Genomic DNA, 17,781 nt, shown 5'->3' with positions numbered 1-17,781 from the left:
ATCAATGGGACGGCTCGCACCGATCGGGTACAACGGGCAACCGGTTCGTGACCCGTTTCGCGCGGTCCGCCCGCCGATCGCCGTCCTGGTCGACCTGACGGTGCTGTTCCCGCGCGAGCCGCACCGGTCGGGGCGCTATCAGCCCAACGGCCTGCAGCTGCACAAGGTCGTCGAGGGCCGGCTGAGCTGCTGGGCCCTGTGCGAGCAGGGCGACTGGTGGGGGCTGGTGACCTACCCCGTCGCCTACGGATCCCGGCGCAAGACCGTGACGCACTGGGTGCCGGCCTGGACGCTGCGCCGCAAAGCCTGACCGCACCGCGCAATGCGATGATTGCTGCCCGTGGACGCAAGTTGGGCCTCGGTCCTGAGCAAGCTCGTCGCGCTGGCGGCCGTCATCGCGCTGTCGCCGATCACGGTCATCCCCGCGGTGCTCGTGCTGCACGCGCCCCGGCCGCGCCCGGCCAGTCTCGCCTTCCTCGGCGGCTGGCTGGTGGGGCTGGTCGCCTTCACGGCGGCGTTCGTCGCCGGCTCGGAGGCGCTCAGCGGCTTCCATGCGACCCCGCCGAAATGGGCGTCCTGGGTGCGCCTGGTCTTCGGGGTGGCGCTCCTCGCGCTGGCGGCGTTCCACTGGTTCACCCGGCACCGCAACCGCAGCATGCCGCGGTGGATGCGGTCGTTTTCCACGCTCTCCCCGGCGCGCGCCGGGGTGGTGGGGGCGGTCCTGGTGCCGCTGCGGCCCGAGGTGCTCATCCTGTGCGCGGCGGCGGGTTTGGCCGTCGGGAACAGCAGCCTGAGCGCCGGCGGCGAGTTGGTCGCGGCCGCGATCTTCGTCGTCGTCGCCGCGTCGACGGTGGCCATCCCGATCCTGGCCTATGCCGGCTCGGGTGACCGCTTCGAGGGAACGCTGGAACGTCTCAAGGCCTGGATGGAGGCCAACCACGACGCGATGCTGGCCGTGATCCTGTTCCTGATCGGGTTGATCGTGCTCTACAACGGGATTCGCGCGCTCGCCTGACCCGCGTTCGGCCGACTCCGGCGCGTTTGCGCGTCACTTCGCCCGCGGCAATGGGAGGATGCCGCCCATGGCAGGAAGCTGGGGCACGGTGCTGACCGGGCTCGTTCCGCTCGGACTGGTCATCTCGCTGTCGCCGCTCACGGTCATCCCGGCGGTGCTGGTGCTGCAGGCGCCGCGGCCGCGGCCGAGCAGCCTGGCGTTCCTGGGCGGTTGGCTGCTCAGCCTCTCCGCGCTGACGGCGCTGGCCGTCGCGGCCTCCGGGCTGCTCGGCGGCTTGGACAAGGCGCCGCCGCGGTGGTCGTCGTGGCTGCGCGTGGTGCTGGGCGCGGCGCTGATCGCGTTCGGCGTCTTCCGGTGGCTCCGCCGAAACGACCAATCCGAGTCGCCGGCGTGGATGCGCTCGTTCGCCAACATCACCCCGGCGCGCGCCGGGATCACGGGCGCGGTGCTGGCCCTGGTGCGCCCGGACGTGGCGCTCATCTGCGTCCCGGCCGGATTGGGGATCGGCACCAGCGGGCTCGGCGTCGCCGGCGACTGGGCGGCCGCCGCGTTCTTCGTCGCCATCGCGGCGTCGAGCGTCGCGATCCCGATCCTGGCCTACGTGGCCGCCGGCAGCCGCCTCGACGACACGCTGGCGCGCCTCAAGGACTGGATGGACAGCAACAACGCCGCCCTGCTCGCGGCCGTCTTGGTGGTGATCGGCGCGATGGTGCTCTACCACGGGATTCACGCCCTGTAGCCGCCGTCGGCCAGGCCGGCGTCGGCTTCGAGCCTGTTGGTCGCCCCAAAGGCCAACTCGCGGAACAACTCCCGACCGTAGCCGGTGAGCATGCCCAGATAGCCGCGGGCCGCCCATTGCTGCGCGTGCCGCTCTTCGTGGTGCAGCACCCGGTCCAGGTCCAGCCGGGTGCAGCGCGGCGCGCCGTGCCCGTCAAGGCACCAGGTGTGCCCGGAGGCGACGACCCGGCGCAGCTGCTCTGCCGGGTCGCCGAGCCGGCCCAGGTTCACCATGAAGATGTCGCCCCACGTGGTGCCGCCCCGCTGGCTGAACAGCCGCTGGATCCAGTTGCCGCCCAACCCCATCAGCATGCCGTTGGGGGTGGTGACCAGGCGCCCCCCGTTGCGGTGCACGAACGGGACGTCGCGGGTGTAGCTCCAGCCGTTTGCCTGCTGTCGCAAGCGGATTCGGGTCACCTCGGCGGCGCAGTGGGGGGTGGCCGGGAAGTCGGTGGGTCGCTTGCCCGCCGCGCCGTAGTCGGTGCCGGCGTTCAGGATGTAGGTCATCAGCGCCGCCGCGCGGGCGTCGCCCCCGCGGACGCTGGGCGGCAGCAGGAAGAAGGATTGGCCGGCCGGGTCCTTGATCTCTTGCATCCTCGCGAGGACCACGAAGCTGGCGCGCGTGATGTCGTGGCGCCGGCTGATCTCGGCGACCGCGTGCGGGGGCACGCCGCGGCGTTCGGCGTTCTCCCGCCACCTCGTGCAATAGCCCTGTGCGTCCATGTCTTTCCGGACGATTGTCACCCATGGTTAGGGTGGAGCGAATGAACAGGCGGCCCTGGCGACGCGCGCGCGGCATCAAACAGATCACCCGAGGGCTCGGCACGCTGGATCGCGAACTGTTCGACGCGATCGCCGAGACGGACACCCCGCTGCTGGACACGGTCATGCCGTCGCTGACGCGCGCGGCCGACCATTCCAAGCTGTGGCTGGCCATCGGCGCGGCCCTGCTGGCCACCGGCAGGCAAAGCGCGCAGCGCGGCGCGACCCGCGGGCTGGTGACGTTGGCCGCCACCAGCCTGGTCACCAATCAGTTCGCCAAGCGCATCCGGCGGCGCCCGCGTCCCGGCTACGACTTGGTGCCCCTCGTCCGGCAGGTCCGCCGCCGCCCGACGTCGAATTCCCTGCCGTCGGGGCATTCGGCCAGCGCGGCCGCGTTCGCCGTCGGGGTCGGCCTGGAGAACCCGCCGCTGGGCTTCGGGCTGGCGCTGCTGGCCGGGCTGGTGGGCCTGTCGAGGGTGGCGACCGGCGCGCATTACCCGGGCGATGTCATCGCCGGGTTCGGGATCGGGTCCGGCCTGGCCGTGCTGGGTGGCCGGCTCGTGCCGCCGATCGTCGAAACCGCCCTTCCGCGAACGGAACCGCTGCGCGTCGAGACGCCGCCGCGGCCCGACGGTGCCGGCGTGGTCCTGGTCATCAACCCGGAGTCGGGCAGCGGCACCGGGGCCCGCGTGCTCGACGAGGTGCGCGCCGAGCTGCCGAAGGTGGACATCCGCGAGCTGGGTCCCGACGACGACCCTGTCGAGGTCTTGCGCGGCGCGGCCGCCGGTGCCGAGGTGCTCGCGGTGGGCGGTGGCGACGGCACGGTGGCGGCCGCGGCCGGGGTGGCCATCGACGCCGGGCTCCCGCTGGCGGTCTTCCCCGCCGGCACGTTCAACCACTTCGCCAAGGACATCGGCTGCGACACCGTGGCCAAGACCGTCGACGCGATTCGGCGCGGGAGCGTGGCGTGCGTGGACCTGGTGTGCCTCAACGACTCTCAGATGGTGCTCAACACCGCCAGCATCGGCGCTTACCCGGCGTTCGTGCGGCGGCGCGAAAAGCTCGAGAAGCGCATCGGCAAGCCGCTGGCCGGTCTTTACGCGATGCTGCGCACGCTGCGCAAGGAAGAGCCGGTGCGCATCTGTTACGACAACAAGACCCTGCTGACTTCGCTGTTCTTCCTGGGCAATTCGCTGTACCTGCCCACCGGTTTCGCGCCGGCGCGGCGGACCCGCATGGACGACGGCCTGATCGATGTCCGCATCCTGGAGGCGGGCCGGCCGTGGGCCAGGACCCGGATCCTGACCGCGCTGGCGCTGGGCCGGCTGGAACGCAGCCCGCTCTACCACGAGTTGCAGGTGCCCGAATTCAGCTTCAGCGCCGTCGACGGTCCCACGACCGTTGCCCGCGACGGTGAGGTCGGGGACAAATACGACCAGGCCCGCTTCACCGCGAAATACCGGATCCTTCCGGTGTTTCGTCCGCTTCCCGACGCGCGGCCCCCTCGGTGAGATCGCGTACCCGCGCGTAGCGGGCGGGCACCTCGGGCGAGGGGTCGGCGGTGTATTCGTGCGTCGGCGGCGGCTCCCACGCCGGCGGCCGGGGCGAGCCGCTCAGCGTCCAGGCCGCCTGCCGCGCCGCGCCCGCCGCGACGTACTGAGCCCGGGCGGGCGCCAGCACCGGCATGCCGAACACCGCCGGCGCGATCTCGCGCAGCGCCCTGGATTGCGCGCCGCCGCCGACCAGCAGGATGCGGCGCGCGACGACGCCGCGCGCGGTCAGATGCGCGACGCCGTCGGCGAGCGAGCACAGCAGTCCCTCCACCGCGGCCCTGGCCAGGTTGGCCGGGTTCGCGTTGGAGACCCGCAGGCCGTGCACAGCCCCGGTTGCGTTGGGCCGGTTGGGCGTTCGCTCACCCTCCAGGTAGGGAACCATCACCACACCTTCGCTGCCCGGGGACGCCGACAGCGCGAGCGTCGACAGCTCGTCGTGGTCGACCCGCAGCATCGCGGCCGCGGCGTCGAGCACCCGCGCGCCGTTGAGCGTGCACACCAGCGGAAGGTAGCGCCCGGTGCCGTCGGCGAATCCGGCGACGTAGCCCGCGTCGTCGCGGACCGGATCCGCGGTGACGGCGGCCACCACCCCCGACGTGCCGATCGAGACGATCACGTCGCCCTCTTCGGCGCCGAGGCCCAGCGCCGCGGCGGCGTTGTCCCCGAGACCCGCGCCGAATAGTGTTGTGCCACTGCCTGTTCCGTTGGATGGGTCCAGCACGGTGGGCAGCCGCGGACGGCGGCCGCGCAGCGCGAGCTCCAGCAGATCGAGGCGGTAGTCGCCGGTGGCGGCGTCGTAGTAGCCGGTGCCGCTGGCGTCGCTGCGATCGGTGGTCAGCGCCGCGATGTCGGCGTCACCGTGCAGCCGCCACGTCAGCCAGTCGTGGGGCAGGCAGACCGCCGCGGTGCGGTCCGCGTGGCGCGGCTCGTGGTCGGCGAGCCAGCGCAACTTCGCCACGGTGATCGCGGCCAGCGGCACGACGCCGACGGCTTGGGCCCACGCGCGCGCCCCGCCCAGCTCGCGCACGAGGGCGTGCGCGGCGTCGGCCGAGCGCACGTCGTTCCACAGCAGCGCGGGCCGCACCACCGCGCCGGTTTCGTCCAGGCACACCATGCCGTGCTGCTGCGCGCCGACGGCCACAGCATCGACGCCGTCCAGCCCGCCCGCGTTCGCAATGGCGTCGCGCGCGGCGGATTCCCAAGCGTGCGGGTCGATTTCGGTCCCGTTCGGGTGGCCGGCCTGGCCCTCGCGGACCACCGCGCCGGTCTCGGCGTCGCACACCAGCACCTTGCAGGATTGCGTCGAGGAGTCGATCCCGGCGACCAGCGTCATGACGCGTCGTCCCCGATCAGGGCCCGCAGCGTGGCGCGCGCGCCGCGGCGGTGCAGGCAGTCCAGTGCCCACCGGTAGGCGTCGCGGAAGCGCGGGGCGTCGATGAGGTCGCCGAACACCGGGCGGTTGGCCAGAAACGCGTCCGGGTCGTCGCGTTGCGAGCGGGCGAGCGGCACCAACGTGTCGGACAGCCGGTCGATCACCTCGATCGGTTGGCCCTGTTCGTCGACGCCCTCGGCGTAGCGGGCCCAGCTCGCGACGATCGCCGCGGACAGCCGCACCGGACCGCCGGTGCGCAGATTGTCGTGCACGACCGGCAGCAGCCATTTCGGGATGCGGTCCGAGGAGTCGGCGCACAGCCGGGCGACCGTGTCGCGCACGTAGGCGTTGGCGAACCGGGGGAGGAGTTCGTTGCGGAACTCGGTCAGCCCCGGGATTCGTGTCAGCGTCGGCATGGCCTCCGAATCCAGGTAGCGGGCCAGGAATTCGGCGATCACCGGATCCTGGGCGGCCTCGTGCACCAGGCGGTATCCGGCCAGGTATCCGAAGTAGCACAGGCCCTGATGGCCGGCGTTGAGCAACCGCAATTTCATGGCCTCGTACGGGGCGACGTCGTCGACCAGCTGCACACCGGCCTGGTCCAGGGGCGGGCGCCCGTCGGCGAAGTCGTCCTCGATCGCCCACATGGCGAACGGCTCGGCCACCACGGGCCGGGCGTCGCGCACGCCGTATTCGGCCTCCAGCCGCTCGGCCACGTCCGGCGTGGTCACGGGCGTGATCCGGTCGACCATCGAGTTGGGAAAGCGTGTCTTCTCGTTCATCCACTGTGCGAGTTCGGGATTGATGCGCTGTGCGTAGGACGTGAATGCGCGCCGCGCCGTGTCCCCGTTGCCGACGATGTTGTCGCAGGACACGACGGTGGGGGAGGGCAGGCCGCGGGCCCGGCGCCGGTCGCACGCCTCGGTCACCAACCCGAACACCGCGCTCAAGGGCGGCTGGTAGCCGCCCTCGGTGATGGTGAGCGAGATGATCCGGGTCGCCGGGGCGGCGAGCAGTTCGATGACCGCGTCGGGATCCTCAGGCGCATAACGGAAGTCGACGATGGAGCCGATGACCCGCGGTTCCCGCGTGCCGTCGGGGTGTCCGAGGGTCAGCGTGTACAGGTGGTCCTGGTCGCGCAGCGCGTCGCGCATCTGTTGGTCGCCCGGCAGCACGCCGACACCGCAGATGCCCCAGTCCCGCGCGAGCCCGGCGTTGAGCAGCCGGTCGACGTAGCAGGCCTGGTGGGCACGGTGAAAGCCGCCGACACCGAAATGCGCTATGCCGATGCCGATTTGGCTGCGGTCATAGGTCGGGACGGGGATGTCGAGACCGGTCAGGTTCCGTGCGTTCAGCTTCACTCGAGTGTCACCTTAGCGCGGACCCCGCTGCGGCTAGCTGATTGCTAGGCGTTGGGGCAGAGGTCGCGCAGGGCGAAGATCACCACGTCGGCGGCCTGGCGGCCGTTGATCCCGCCGGAGCCCTGGTCGGCATCGGAGCGCTGCAGCGCGAGCAGCTCCAGCTGCTGCGGCGAAGCGCCCCACGAAAGCTGCTGACACAGATCCGCGCCCATCTGCAACAGCGCGTCGTCGCCGCCGTCGACGGCGTGGATCCCGGCGTTGTGCAGGTCGTTGAGGAAGGCGGCCTGGTCGGCCCGCGCCGGGCCGGCCCAGGCCATCCCCGAGATCAGAAGTGGACCCACCGTCAGCGCCGCTCCGATGAACCGGCCGTGCAGCCTGCGTGCCGCCATCCCACGTTCTCCTTGTGTCTCTGCGCGATGCGGATGATGCACCTTTACACAAAAGTGCATGGACCGCCGCGCGGGAGATCCGGAGGATGAATAGTCGGCGAAGACTGGCCGCGCGGCTGCGCGCGCGGTGTGCGAGGACTCAGCTCGGCGTGGCTAGCTTGGGCACAGATCGCGCATGGCGAAGACGACGATGTCGCCGGCCTGCTGGGGGCTGAGGCCGCCGGCTCCCTGTCGTTCGTCGGAGCGCTGCAGCGCCAGGCCCTCGAGCTGCGCGGGCGGGGCGCCCCAGGAAATTTGCTGGCAGATGTTCAGGCCCGCCTGCAGGAGTGCGGCGTCGCCGCCGGTCACGGCGTGGATCCCGTCCTTGTGCATGTCATTGAGAAAGCTGGCCGCGTCGGCCTGCGCGGGGCTGGCCCAGACGAGGCCGGCGAGAAGCGGGGCACCGAACAGCGCCGAGGCGATGAAACCGCCAGCTAGACGACGTGGTGACATATGCCCTTCCCCTCTGTCTGTCAACGGTTGCTCTCACGGTGTTCACTTCTATGTAACCTCCTGGACAGACTTTGTGCATCAAAAATTCCCTGTGAATGACCTGCGGGTAAATAAAGTCCGCGGGATTCGAAGTCGGCGGCCGGCCCGGGAGAAGCTCCGGAACGCACGCGTGTCGGCGCAGGTCAGGGATGTCCGTCGGCGGTGTTCCGATTCGTGACAGCGTTGTGACGTCACCATTTGGAAACGGCGCGGTGCGGCGTGGCTCGTGTCGCGTGTCGGCTGCTGACAATTGGCCCGGTCGTGAAGGACGGCCTCGGTACGGCTAGGCGGGCCTGCTGCACTGATTGATTGCGGAAATAGCTGAGCGTGAATGAAGGAGAGTTGGCGCTGATGGCGATCGTCGATCGGTTCAACATGAAAGTAGTTGCCGGCGCTGGGTTGTGCGGAGCAGCTATAGCGTTGAGCCCCGACGCGGCGGCCGCCCCGCTGATAACGGGCGGCCACGCGTGCATCCAGGGGCAAGCGGGCGATGCGGCGCCGGCCGCCGGAGGTCCCGTGGCCGCGGGCGCGCCGGCGGACATGTGCGCGGCGCCGCTCACTGACATGTCCGGCGTGCCCATGGCCGTGCCCGGACCGGTGCCGCTCGGTGCTCCGGTGCCGATCGTGCCGCCGCTGCCGCTTGCGCCGCCCGTCCCGGTCGTGCCGCCGGTGCCGGTGGTGCCCGCCGGTGCGCCGCTGATCGCCCTGGGCGGGCCGGTGGCGGGCGCTCCCTTGGAGGCCGCCGCTCCGATCATCGACATGGCCGGGGTGAAGGACGCGCCGACCGGCCCGGCGCCCACCGGCGGGCCGACGTCCGGTCAGCCGATTCGCCCGGGCCCCGCGAGCTGAGCTCGAACGTGTGCGGGCCCGCTGGTTCCTACCAGCGGGCCCGTTGCGTTGCGGAAAGCCTGTACCCTCAACGTAATCGAAGCTCCGCACCCGTCGTGCATGTGGGTGCGGAGCTTCGTGAAGATTGCGCCTTGGTTATTCCTGGACGATCACCGGGTCGCCGACGTTGACGTGGTTGTAGTACCACTCGGCGTCATCGGGGCTCAGGCTGATGCAGCCGTGGCTGACGTTCTCGAGCCCCAGTGATTGGACGGCCCAGGGGGCCGAGTGCACGAATAGTCCGCGGTTGGTGATGCGGACGGCGTAGTTGACCGTGAGCAGGTAGCCGTTGGGGTCGTCGACGGGGATGCCGACGCTGCTCGAATCCATGGTCACCGCAGGCTCTTTCGAGAGCACGGTGTACGAGCCGACCGGCGTCGCGTATTCCGGCCTGCCGAGCGAGGCCGGCATCACGCCCTGCTCCCCGAAGTGCGGCCGATGATGCGGCGCCGGGAGTTGGGTCGGCGGTCCCGCCTCGACTCCGTCGATGCTCACGGTGAACGTGTGCTGCGAGATGCTGGCCACGCCGATGATCGAGGGGCCCGTCTTGATCTCCGAGGTCGCCTGGCCCACCGTCAGCGCAATTGTGCTGTGCGCCGGCCAGTATCGGTCGGGCACCCACTGGACGACCTTGTTGTCGAGCCATTCGAACTTGCCCGTCATCGAGGGCGTCGACTTGACCTCAACCGCCCGCTCGGCGGCGCGCCGGTCGATGACCGGAGCACGGAACGTCACCACCACGGGATGCGCCACGCCGACGACCTCGCCGCGCGTCGGTGAAACCGATGCGATGGCCGGGCCATGCGACAGGTTGGCCGACGCGAGGCTCACACCGGCCGGCGCTACGACCATTCCGGCAGCGACCCCGACGACCCCAAGAACACACCGAACACCGGTCCGCATGGCCTCAATTCCCTTTTAACTGACATCGTTGCAATAGGGATGATAAATGGCGTCTGACCTGCGAAAGCGCAAGGGCACGTGGATATTTGGCCACGCAACGGTCACGTTTTGGATACGGACGTTTAGTTCGGCGGCCTGGCGACGAGACGGGCGACCGGGGCAATTGTGAAGCCGCGAGACGCGCGCCCCGCCCCGCTGGCAGAGTCAATTCAAATTCGGCTCTTACCAGCGGAGTGTCCGTGTTTTAATCGCCGAGTGGCAGACCCGATCAAGTACCAGGGTGGCGAGCCCGAGCAATGGCTGGGGACACTCGGCGACATCTCTTTCTCGCAGCATTGGGTAGCAACGCCGGCCGGCGTGCACCCGATAAAGGGCACGGTGTGGACCGTGACCGACATGTCGCACTATTCGGAAAGCATCTCCACCGCCGGCATTGTCCTCTGCATCATCTTCGTCTGGTTTTGCCTGCTGGGACTGCTCTTCCTGCTGATGAAGGACCGCAGATACACGGGCTATATCCAGGTCACCGTTCAGGGCGACGGGTTCTTCCACTCGACACTGCTTCCCGCTGCGGGACCTCAGGCGACGATCAGTGTCACCCAGCAAGTGAATTACGCGCGGACGCTGGCTGCCGCAGCCTGAGCTGTCATCGTGGAGCCGATGACGGGAATCGAACCCGCGTATTCAGCTTGGGAAGGTGGCTGAGTCAGTCCGGAAGCGTTCACGTCGGTTCAGAAAATGCCTGTCTTGCTGGCACTATCGTCCGGCGGCGTTCGGAGCGATCCGTTGCTGTTCAGCACGACTTGCAACATCGGTGCGACAATCTCGCACGTCGCAAGGCCTACCGCCAGTAGGGGGTTAGGTTTGAGCGCTGGTCCTCTTACGATGCTTTCGTTAGCACACCTAAGCAGGAGGAACCAATGACCACACCCGCCGACAACTCGCTGACCACCAAGGCCGTCGCCGAACGACTGGACACCGACCCCAAGACCCTGCGCGTGTTCCTGCGTGCCACGTCGCAAGGCGTCGGGTCAGGATCGCGCTACACGTTCACGAACAAGGACGTTGCACCGCTCAAGGCCAAGTTCACGAAGTGGGCCGCTGAGCGCGAAGGCGCGAAGAAAGCGAAGGAAGACGAGGCCAAGAGCGCCTGACAACACCACCGACCGACGACCCTCGTGCCCGGGTGGCCGTTTATCCACACGCGCTGCGCGGATGCAGCAGAGTGTCGTCGGTCGGTCGTAGCATTCACTCAAACCGACGAAAGGCCATCAGTGACCGATCAGGACAAAATCGGCCCGTACGTGCGCAACCGCGTAGTGCAGGGCGATTGCACCGAACTCGCGGCAAACCTGCCCGACGAGAGCATCGACGTACTCGTGACCTCGCCCCCCTATTGGGGTCAGCGGATGTCGGACGGGATGGGGGTCGAAGACGATCCTCGTGACTACGTCGAGGCACTGACGAAGATCTTCCGCGTCATCCAGCCGAAGATAAAGCAAGACGGGCTGGTGTGGATCAACATCGGCGACGCTTACAACACACCTGTCAATTGGCGGCTGGACGACCACGCGTATAGCTCCTTGGGGCCCGACAAGGTTGGCCTCAATGAGACAAACTCCGCGTACGTTAAGCCACGCGCCAAACGAAAGGCCTTCCTAAAGAAGGACACCCCGTGGTTAACCTATGGCAATCTTCTAGCTCTGACATATCGCATGGTAATCGGCATGTGTGACGATGGTTGGCTATTCCGCGGCGAAGTCATCTGGCGCAAGAAGAATCCCATGCCCGAGGGCCGCTGCCGTAGGCCGCACCGGGCACACGAGTCCATTTACCTATTTGCTCGCGATGAGCGGCACGCATTCACGACGTCACCTCCTGTCAAGAGCGTTTGGGAATTTCCTAACGAGAAAATCGACGGGCTTGCGCACTATTCGCGGTTCCCCTTGGCGCTACCGCGTCAATGTATCGACGCGCTTGGTCGGACGGGCGATGAGGTCGTGGTGCTGGATCCGTTCTCCGGCAGTGGCACAACCGGCCTCGCGGCACTTTCCCTTGGCTGCTCCTACTTGGGTTTTGAAATCGACGCTGAGCAAGTAGAAGCCTCGAATGAGCGCCTAGTAGCTGCCGAGTCACGTCCCCAGCTATTTCCGGGTTGACTTGAACCTCTTCCAACCGTCTAAAACGCCCTTCGTGAACAGGTCGTCGGGATCGTTGAAGTCACAGATCACGATGTCGGCTTTCGTTTTGGGCGGATGCACCGTCGGCAATGTGTTCCGATTGTAGGAGTAGCAGGCGCTGAATTCAGCCTCGTCTTCGATGCCGATGCGTTTTTCACTTCGGTTGCCTGTGGCGGATCCGAGTTCGCCACGGTTATGGGGATGAGTGCTCGGTCCCGACTTGCAATCCATGGTCCATAGAGGTGAGAAATAGCCACTCCGCACTAAGGCTTCCGACATCGGTACATCATCGGTTCGCCGCTCTGCGAAACTGGCCTTCACGTGCACTACGCCGAATACGACGTCCTTTGGACCTGTGAGAATAACGTCAACTTTGTCAACGATAAGACGGCGACCAATCTCAAGCTTAGAAAGTAATGTCTGCTTCCGTTGGCCGGTTGCAATCTCAATCGTAATGCCGTGCTTCTTAAGTTCCGGTGCATAGTGACGAACGCAAATTTCCTCTAACGCCCATCCGCCCGTTCGCTTCCACGATTGCTCGAATGACATGCGCGCGAATTCTGCTGGGTGGTTATACGGATCGCAATACGCGCGATAAATGATGAACCACCACACATCTGAGGGATTGGCGCTTGGCCACAGCGAAACAGCTTTCATGAAGGCGGAAGCAACAGCTGACGTTTTGATCTGACTCTCGGCGCTGGCATTTCCGGTGACTGACACAAGTTTTGCTAGACCATTACGAAGCGTAAGGAGCACTTCTTCGAACTGTTCTAATGTCGCCTTAGGTAGCCGGTATTGCGCGTCATAGTTTGCATACGCGAAATGGATGATGAGGTCTGATCCGTCTTCCTCGGCGCGGATAAGCCGACTGAGCTCCGCGGCGCTAGCTTCGGCGCTCTCATCGTGGACGTCGGCAAAGATGCTCGCGGGATCTACACCGATGCGGTCGATGAGCACAAAGAGAGTGTCGATGTCGGGTATTGATTCTCCGGACTCGAATCGCTCGATCCACCCTGGGCCGAGGATTAAGTCGGCCGCCAGGTCTTCAGGCGATATGCCGGCCTTTTCCCGAGCGGTCCGTAAACGCGCGAGAAGCCGCGACACGATCTCCGAACGCTCTGGCACCCGTGTCACCCCCTCATTGGACAACGGAGGTAAGACTGCCACAGCCGTCCGGCGATGAACCGGCGAACCCGTAAAACGGAAGCGCGCGGTGGTCGTCGTTCGGTGCCGCTGTGGGCCTGCCGAAGACGCGTACGGCGTCCACGCGTGACGCGCCCGACGCAATTGCACGCGACGCAACGCGCGGACGTCTACGGGGACGCGCAGGCGCGGCCCACACGCGCATACGCGTATACCGCAGCTAATTTGAGGGTGCAATAGCGCGTTTGAAAGTGCATGTGGCGAGGTCGCGGCCGGAATCGTGCATATACGAAGCCTTTTGAATTAAAGCTGGGGAACTCGTACACAGCGCGAGCGTCAAAGCCTCTACGCGGAGCTGAAGCGCTCTGTGGGGGGTGGGGCGCAGGGGGTCGACGCGCAGCGATTCGCCTCGCGCGAATAGAAGAATGCCCACACGCATAGAAGAACGCCCACACGCACGCGTGAGGCGCGAGTGCAGGCGGTCGGGTGGGTGTAGTCAGTCGCGGTATGCGACGGCGATCACGACACCATCAGCACGCACGACGTTGTAGACGTTGGTGCCCATGTCGTCATCGTGAAACAGAAAATCAAGCGACACATCACCAAAGGCGCGGATCATCCCGTCGTCGTCGCCTTCGTAGATGGGATCAGGATCGGAGTCTTCGGCATCGTTGATCGAGTAGATTTCGAGGGTGTTCGTCGTGTTCGTCATGCATCAATTCTAAGAGACTTCACAACACAACCCAACAGCGTTACACATGGATCTTACTGTGCTACAACAGGTTACGTTCCAAGCGTGCAGCGCGTGTACGAGGTACTACTCACGCCTGACAGGTTGATGTACCTACCAAGAAAGGCGATGCCCGTGGGTTGGGGAAGCATCGCCCTTCGAGGTCGGCGCACCACCGCCTGTGCAGCACGAGGGTGCAGCTATTCAGTTGTTACGGGGTCTCTTCGACCGGACCGACGTCGAGCAGCAAGCCCGCACCGACTTCAGTGAATCCGGCTCCGAATCGCAGCGTGGCGCGCAGCGCCCACGAATCAGAGTTGAAGTAGGCGTGCTCACTTCGTGCGATCTGGATCGACCCATACGCAGACAGGGTCTTGCTCCTGTCGACCGCGAGAATCTGCCCCGAGGTCATCGCACTGGTGACGTTGACTGGAATGGACAACAGCGTTCGTTGTGCCGATTCCGTCCCTGCACCGATGAGCGACTGGTTCGATCCCGTCGCCGTCTTCAGCTTGACCAGCTTGGCCCACGCATCCGGTGCCGCGATGATGTTGGTGCACGACCCGCCCAGCCCTTCGATAAACGCGACGGCATCGACGACCGCATCCAGGTTGTCCTGGACCACACCCGAGTACACCGCGTGAGAGATCAGTCCTGCGGGCGGGAATGTCGCCGGTGCAGTCGGAGCGGGCTGTTGCAGCAATGCCCAGTCGACTTTCTTGAGCACCGACCGTCGAATCTCGGCACTGACGACCTCCGAAGCAGCGGGCTGTACCAACTGCTCACGCGAGATCCGCACCAGGACAGCGACCTTGCCCGTGGCGATGACCAATTCCGACAGGTCGGGGTCAGCCTCGGGAATGTCGTTGCCCTCGGGCACGAAGCCCGTATCGGCATCCAGGTTGATCATCGGCACGCGGACGAAGACATCATCGCCTTCGACATCGCCGGCCTTGGTCGTCGCCTGAATCAGGATCGACTGCGGGATCGTCTGCTCGGGAGCAACGCCTAGTACGTCGAGCGCCCAAGCTTCGGGGCTAGTAGGGGTAATTACTTTGGACATGGTTGTGAGTTCCTTTGAGTGAGAACACGCGTCGCGTGCTCGGGGAGTGTTAGGGGATTCCCATTGCCAAGCGCTGCTGGATCGTCAGCGGGTCATAGCGCAGTGCACGGATGCGCTCATGGGAGAGGTTCTATTGGAGATATCCGTACGAGGCCCGTCGGCACATTCCGTGTTTTACGTCCCGTCGGACGTCCAGCTTGCCGCGCTGGTAGGCGTGCCAGCGACGTTACGCGCCATTAATTCAAGACTCAATGGCGACTCGTAAGCGTCGTGATAGTCCTGATCTATTGCGCTGCAACGATTGTCACGTCACACGATCAAGAGTCGCGCAGCGTCACGCTGAGGTGCCTCTAACGCTGCTTGTGAGCGCGCCACTCGGCGAGTGCGTGCTCGTTCGGGGGTAGATCGTCGTTCAAATCTTGCAGGTCCTCGGGAAGTAAAATTTCCTCGGGCGCGTCGAGCGGGTTGAACGGCTTCAGGGGGATCTTCGTGTCCTCGCGTACGGACAGAATCCGTCCATCGGCATCGGACGTGAATCCGTCCTTGAGATTGACGTGGTCAGCTTTGAGCAGGCGCTCGTCGTACGTCATGCTTGCCACCTGTCCACCACGTCCCATCGCTGTGGGCATGTCGGATCGTGAAAAGCGGCCAAGACGTCGAAGTGCCCTTCGTAGTCCTCGTCAACCTCGATGGTCGGCGATGAGCAGTCCAAGCACAGGTAGTCCAATGGCACGCTGATCTGTCGGCCTTCGTAGTCGTACATGACGTTTCCGGTCAGGGAACCGTTGTCACTGACCACTTGAGCATTGGGCCCCATTTCGTACATATCAACCTCCGTGACGTTCGATACGACGATTCTAAGAATGCGTATCTCGATGGCGTCGTCATTGTTTGCAACCACCTCAAAGTTTGCATTGTTTGTTGTTTGCATCGTATTGACGAAAAATCGACAAGGTTTCAGCACAAAAATGTCCACACCAGCCGTGACGTGCAGAAATAGATAAAAAGATGGGTGCTATTTACACGTGAATAACTTTGAACACCATTTTGGCCGCGACAACGATGCAAACATGCAAACATGCAAACTTCGATGGCCGGTTGCTCACGGTCGCCGGTATCGCCATCCCTCACGGGCGGTGTCCGTGCGCCGTTTCGCCCACCTGCCCGACGAGACGAGCAGTCCGATCGCGTCATCCAACGCCGGATTCCTCGACGCCCAACGCTTCAACTGGCCGCCGGTGACTTCTTTGTCGCCAACCTTGTCGTACAGCTTGTCTGCCAGGTGCGCGGCCTTCAGCGCGTAGTCACCCGCAGACCCACGCGCCAGCGCTCGATCAGTTTCTTGACGCGACATCGCTTTCTGTCGAGCTTCAGCCGCGCCTTCGCGGAACGCTTCGCGTGTGGGCTTGTGGATGCGGTCGATAACGTACCCCGCGAGTTGCCAGTCCTCGACGTTCATGTCTTCTCGACCGTCGAACCACATAAGTCGAGCCGCCAGCTTTAGGCGTAGCAGATTCAGGTGATAATCCAGAGGGTCGGTGAAGTCCTCGCGCCGTCGCCGAAGATCGAAGTCGTCGGTGTCATCGACTACGCACTGAGGCACGCCGATGGCCTTTAGCTCCGACCATGGGCGATTGACTCCCATCGACTGGTAGTACGCGTCCTCTGCTTCGTCAGCGAGATTCAGTCGTCGCGGCGGCACGAAGTCGAGCGGCTCCGCCCGCGGCTGTGAACGGTCGATGGGATCCGTAAACGTCGTGGGCCACAGCAAGATGCGTTGCATCAGGCCCGCACCTTCGGTGTCGAGCAACTGTTGGCTTTCGAGAAACTGAATGCCCATGACGAGCGCCCAACGGTAGCGATGCTGCCCAAGAAACACGCGCCTGTCCTTCGCAGCCACGGAATGACCGACGTTGTCTCCATCCCACGCAGAGAGCAGTTCCCCCAACAGCGTCGCGCCCGACCGCTTCATCTGGGCGTATAGAGTCGCCACGTCGGGCGCCGTCAACATGGCCGCATCACGGGTGTAGACGACCCCCTCGTCCTTGCCCATGTAATCGCCGTACAACCTTGGGATGCCCTCGCCCGTGCCGATCTTCAAGGGGTTGAGTTCGAAGTTCGCTACGTGCAGCACTCGACGTCCGAGCTTCATCGCCGTGCTCTTGCCCCCACCGGATCGACCACCCAAACCCGCAATGGCGTTCAGCGATCCGAAGTCGCCCGTGTGGTCTGGGAGCACGACGTCTGAGGGGATGGTCTGTGCCACGACTTCGAGCATCGACCCCAGGCCCGCCCACTCAGACGCACCGTGCGAGTTCATGAACCGACGCACATAGTCCAGATTCTTGCGGCTCTCCCAGAAGTCCTTGTGCTTGGGCTTGCCTGGTCGCGGCATAGTCGACACCACTTGTTCCTCGAGGATGGTCATGTTGCCGGTTTCGTCTTGGCCGTACGTGTACTTGATCGCTGCGTACCGTCCCAGTGGGCTCTCAGGTCGGTGCTCAGCGCTAGCTGTGTCGGTCACGTGTCCATTCCTCCGGTTGCTTTTTCTAGTTCGCGCACAACGCGTTTGAGGTCTACTCATGTCGGTCCCGTCGTCCTGGATGGTTCTTGCGCTTGGCAGCTTTCTCGGCTTCACGGCGTGCGTAGGCTCGTGCCTGGTTCGCCTCGACCGTCAGTCGGGTATGGCAGGTTTCGCAGATCGCAACAAGATTCCCGTCGTCGTCGGTGCCGCCGTTGACGCGCTCGATGACGTGGTGAACCTCCCTGGCCACACCGAGGCATCCGTCGAATCCCGCTTGGCATCGACCGTCGTTGTTTCGCTGATTGCGCGCCAGCGTTCGTCTCTGGATGCGAAGCCACGCATTCGGGCCGTGGGCGTTGGTCTTCATGCGAGTAGGTCAACTGGCGGTGGCATTTTGAAGGCTTTCGATGAACTCGTCGAGTGCGCTGCGCGGAATGCGTCGTGACCCGCCGAGCTTCACGCTCCGCAGCGCGCCGCTCCTCATGAACCCGTAGACCTTCGTGCGCCCACACCCGAGGAGCCGTGCGGCCTGATCAGGGGTGTACAGGCGGTCAATCGTCGTCATGTGATCTCCTAGTTTCTGGAAT

The 17,781-nt window shown here is 65.3% G+C and carries 22 protein-coding genes; 8 read left to right on the top strand and 14 right to left on the bottom strand.

Translation table 11 applies throughout. The features are described from left to right. Positions 1 to 4: 4 nt before the first annotated feature. The 3 genes from K883_RS06815 to K883_RS06805 all read left to right on the top strand — a co-directional run bounded on the left by K883_RS06815 (position 5) and on the right by K883_RS06805 (position 1,754). Positions 5 to 310 carry a hypothetical protein gene (locus tag K883_RS06815; protein WP_036454109.1) on the top strand — a complete coding sequence of 102 codons (306 nt, stop codon included), beginning with the start codon at positions 5 to 7 and terminating at the stop codon, positions 308 to 310. Positions 311 to 340: 30 nt separating this feature from the next. Then, complete coding sequence (locus tag K883_RS06810; protein ID WP_036454108.1) at positions 341 to 1,015, top strand: GAP family protein; 675 nt, start codon at positions 341 to 343, stop codon at positions 1,013 to 1,015. A gap of 67 nt (positions 1,016 to 1,082) precedes the next feature. Then, positions 1,083 to 1,754 (top strand): GAP family protein, encoded by a 672-nt coding sequence (locus K883_RS06805; protein ID WP_036454106.1) that lies wholly within the window; start codon positions 1,083 to 1,085, stop codon positions 1,752 to 1,754. Here K883_RS06805 and K883_RS06800 read toward each other — a convergent pair. Beyond that, complete coding sequence (locus K883_RS06800; RefSeq protein WP_036454104.1) at positions 1,742 to 2,515, bottom strand: hypothetical protein; 774 nt, start codon at positions 2,513 to 2,515, stop codon at positions 1,742 to 1,744. The genes K883_RS06805 and K883_RS06800 overlap by 13 nt on opposite strands. A gap of 41 nt (positions 2,516 to 2,556) precedes the next feature. On the opposite strand from K883_RS06800, the gene K883_RS06795 reads away from it, so the two are divergent. After that, positions 2,557 to 4,065, top strand: a complete 1,509-nt coding sequence (locus tag K883_RS06795; protein WP_036454102.1) for a bifunctional phosphatase PAP2/diacylglycerol kinase family protein — start codon at positions 2,557 to 2,559, stop codon at positions 4,063 to 4,065. Here the strand turns inward: K883_RS06795 and K883_RS06790 are convergent. The 4 genes from K883_RS06790 to K883_RS06775 form a co-directional block, all read right to left on the bottom strand. Then, on the bottom strand, positions 4,001 to 5,440 hold the full coding sequence (locus tag K883_RS06790; RefSeq protein WP_036454100.1) for an FGGY family carbohydrate kinase: 1,440 nt from the start codon (positions 5,438 to 5,440) through the stop codon (positions 4,001 to 4,003). The two genes, K883_RS06795 and K883_RS06790, sit on opposite strands and share 65 nt — an antisense overlap. Then, positions 5,437 to 6,840: a mannitol dehydrogenase family protein gene (locus K883_RS06785; RefSeq protein ID WP_036454098.1), complete on the bottom strand. Its 1,404-nt coding sequence runs from the start codon at positions 6,838 to 6,840 to the stop codon at positions 5,437 to 5,439. Before K883_RS06785 ends, K883_RS06790 begins: the two co-directional genes overlap by 4 nt. Before the next feature lie 44 nt (positions 6,841 to 6,884). Continuing rightward, positions 6,885 to 7,229, bottom strand: a complete 345-nt coding sequence (locus K883_RS06780) for a DUF732 domain-containing protein (protein WP_036454096.1) — start codon at positions 7,227 to 7,229, stop codon at positions 6,885 to 6,887. Positions 7,230 to 7,382: 153 nt separating this feature from the next. Then, the gene (locus tag K883_RS06775) at positions 7,383 to 7,721 is read right to left on the bottom strand and encodes a DUF732 domain-containing protein (RefSeq protein ID WP_036454094.1); all 339 of its coding nucleotides are present in this window, start codon (positions 7,719 to 7,721) and stop codon (positions 7,383 to 7,385) included. 390 nt (positions 7,722 to 8,111) lie between these two features. Here K883_RS06775 and K883_RS06770 point away from each other — a divergent pair, with 390 nt between their 5' ends. Further along, complete coding sequence (locus K883_RS06770) at positions 8,112 to 8,609, top strand: hypothetical protein (protein WP_036389690.1); 498 nt, start codon at positions 8,112 to 8,114, stop codon at positions 8,607 to 8,609. A gap of 135 nt (positions 8,610 to 8,744) precedes the next feature. Here K883_RS06770 and K883_RS06765 read toward each other — a convergent pair whose 3' ends face one another. Then, entirely contained in the window at positions 8,745 to 9,551 is an 807-nt protein-coding gene (locus K883_RS06765; RefSeq protein ID WP_036454092.1) for a L,D-transpeptidase, read from the bottom strand. A gap of 255 nt (positions 9,552 to 9,806) precedes the next feature. On the opposite strand from K883_RS06765, the gene K883_RS28165 reads away from it, so the two are divergent. From K883_RS28165 to K883_RS06750, 3 genes are all read left to right on the top strand, one after another. Beyond that, positions 9,807 to 10,193 carry a hypothetical protein gene (locus tag K883_RS28165; protein WP_008261595.1) on the top strand — a complete coding sequence of 129 codons (387 nt, stop codon included), beginning with the start codon at positions 9,807 to 9,809 and terminating at the stop codon, positions 10,191 to 10,193. A 278-nt stretch (positions 10,194 to 10,471) separates the two neighbouring features. Then, positions 10,472 to 10,705 carry a hypothetical protein gene (locus K883_RS06755; RefSeq protein WP_036454090.1) on the top strand — a complete coding sequence of 78 codons (234 nt, stop codon included), beginning with the start codon at positions 10,472 to 10,474 and terminating at the stop codon, positions 10,703 to 10,705. 120 nt (positions 10,706 to 10,825) lie between these two features. Further along, complete coding sequence (locus K883_RS06750; protein WP_036454088.1) at positions 10,826 to 11,710, top strand: DNA-methyltransferase; 885 nt, start codon at positions 10,826 to 10,828, stop codon at positions 11,708 to 11,710. Here K883_RS06750 and K883_RS26520 read toward each other — a convergent pair. From K883_RS26520 to K883_RS06710, 8 genes are all read right to left on the bottom strand, one after another. Next, a complete protein-coding gene (locus K883_RS26520) occupies positions 11,696 to 12,859 on the bottom strand; it encodes a helix-turn-helix domain-containing protein (RefSeq protein ID WP_179945048.1) in 1,164 nt (387 codons plus the stop codon). The genes K883_RS06750 and K883_RS26520 overlap by 15 nt on opposite strands. Positions 12,860 to 13,373: 514 nt before the next feature. Next, the gene (locus tag K883_RS06740) at positions 13,374 to 13,589 is read right to left on the bottom strand and encodes a hypothetical protein (RefSeq protein WP_036454086.1); all 216 of its coding nucleotides are present in this window, start codon (positions 13,587 to 13,589) and stop codon (positions 13,374 to 13,376) included. Between the two features lie 229 nt (positions 13,590 to 13,818). Then, a complete protein-coding gene (locus tag K883_RS06735) occupies positions 13,819 to 14,523 on the bottom strand; it encodes a phage major capsid protein (protein ID WP_179945047.1) in 705 nt (234 codons plus the stop codon). A gap of 497 nt (positions 14,524 to 15,020) precedes the next feature. Beyond that, positions 15,021 to 15,260 carry a hypothetical protein gene (locus K883_RS06730; RefSeq protein WP_036454084.1) on the bottom strand — a complete coding sequence of 80 codons (240 nt, stop codon included), beginning with the start codon at positions 15,258 to 15,260 and terminating at the stop codon, positions 15,021 to 15,023. Next, entirely contained in the window at positions 15,257 to 15,646 is a 390-nt protein-coding gene (locus K883_RS27450; protein ID WP_156035621.1) for a hypothetical protein, read from the bottom strand. Before K883_RS27450 ends, K883_RS06730 begins: the two co-directional genes overlap by 4 nt. Positions 15,647 to 15,772: 126 nt before the next feature. Beyond that, entirely contained in the window at positions 15,773 to 17,194 is a 1,422-nt protein-coding gene (locus K883_RS06720) for a hypothetical protein (RefSeq protein ID WP_156035619.1), read from the bottom strand. 52 nt (positions 17,195 to 17,246) lie between these two features. Beyond that, complete coding sequence (locus tag K883_RS06715; protein ID WP_036454079.1) at positions 17,247 to 17,561, bottom strand: HNH endonuclease signature motif containing protein; 315 nt, start codon at positions 17,559 to 17,561, stop codon at positions 17,247 to 17,249. Positions 17,562 to 17,570: 9 nt separating this feature from the next. Next, positions 17,571 to 17,759: a helix-turn-helix domain-containing protein gene (locus tag K883_RS06710; RefSeq protein ID WP_036454077.1), complete on the bottom strand. Its 189-nt coding sequence runs from the start codon at positions 17,757 to 17,759 to the stop codon at positions 17,571 to 17,573. Positions 17,760 to 17,781: the final 22 nt, after the last annotated feature.

The sequence above is a fragment of the Mycobacterium sp. TKK-01-0059 genome (assembly GCF_000709305.1).
In the GTDB taxonomy this organism is placed as follows: domain Bacteria; phylum Actinomycetota; class Actinomycetes; order Mycobacteriales; family Mycobacteriaceae; genus Mycobacterium; species Mycobacterium intracellulare.
This window is presented reverse-complemented; position numbering and strand designations above follow the sequence as displayed.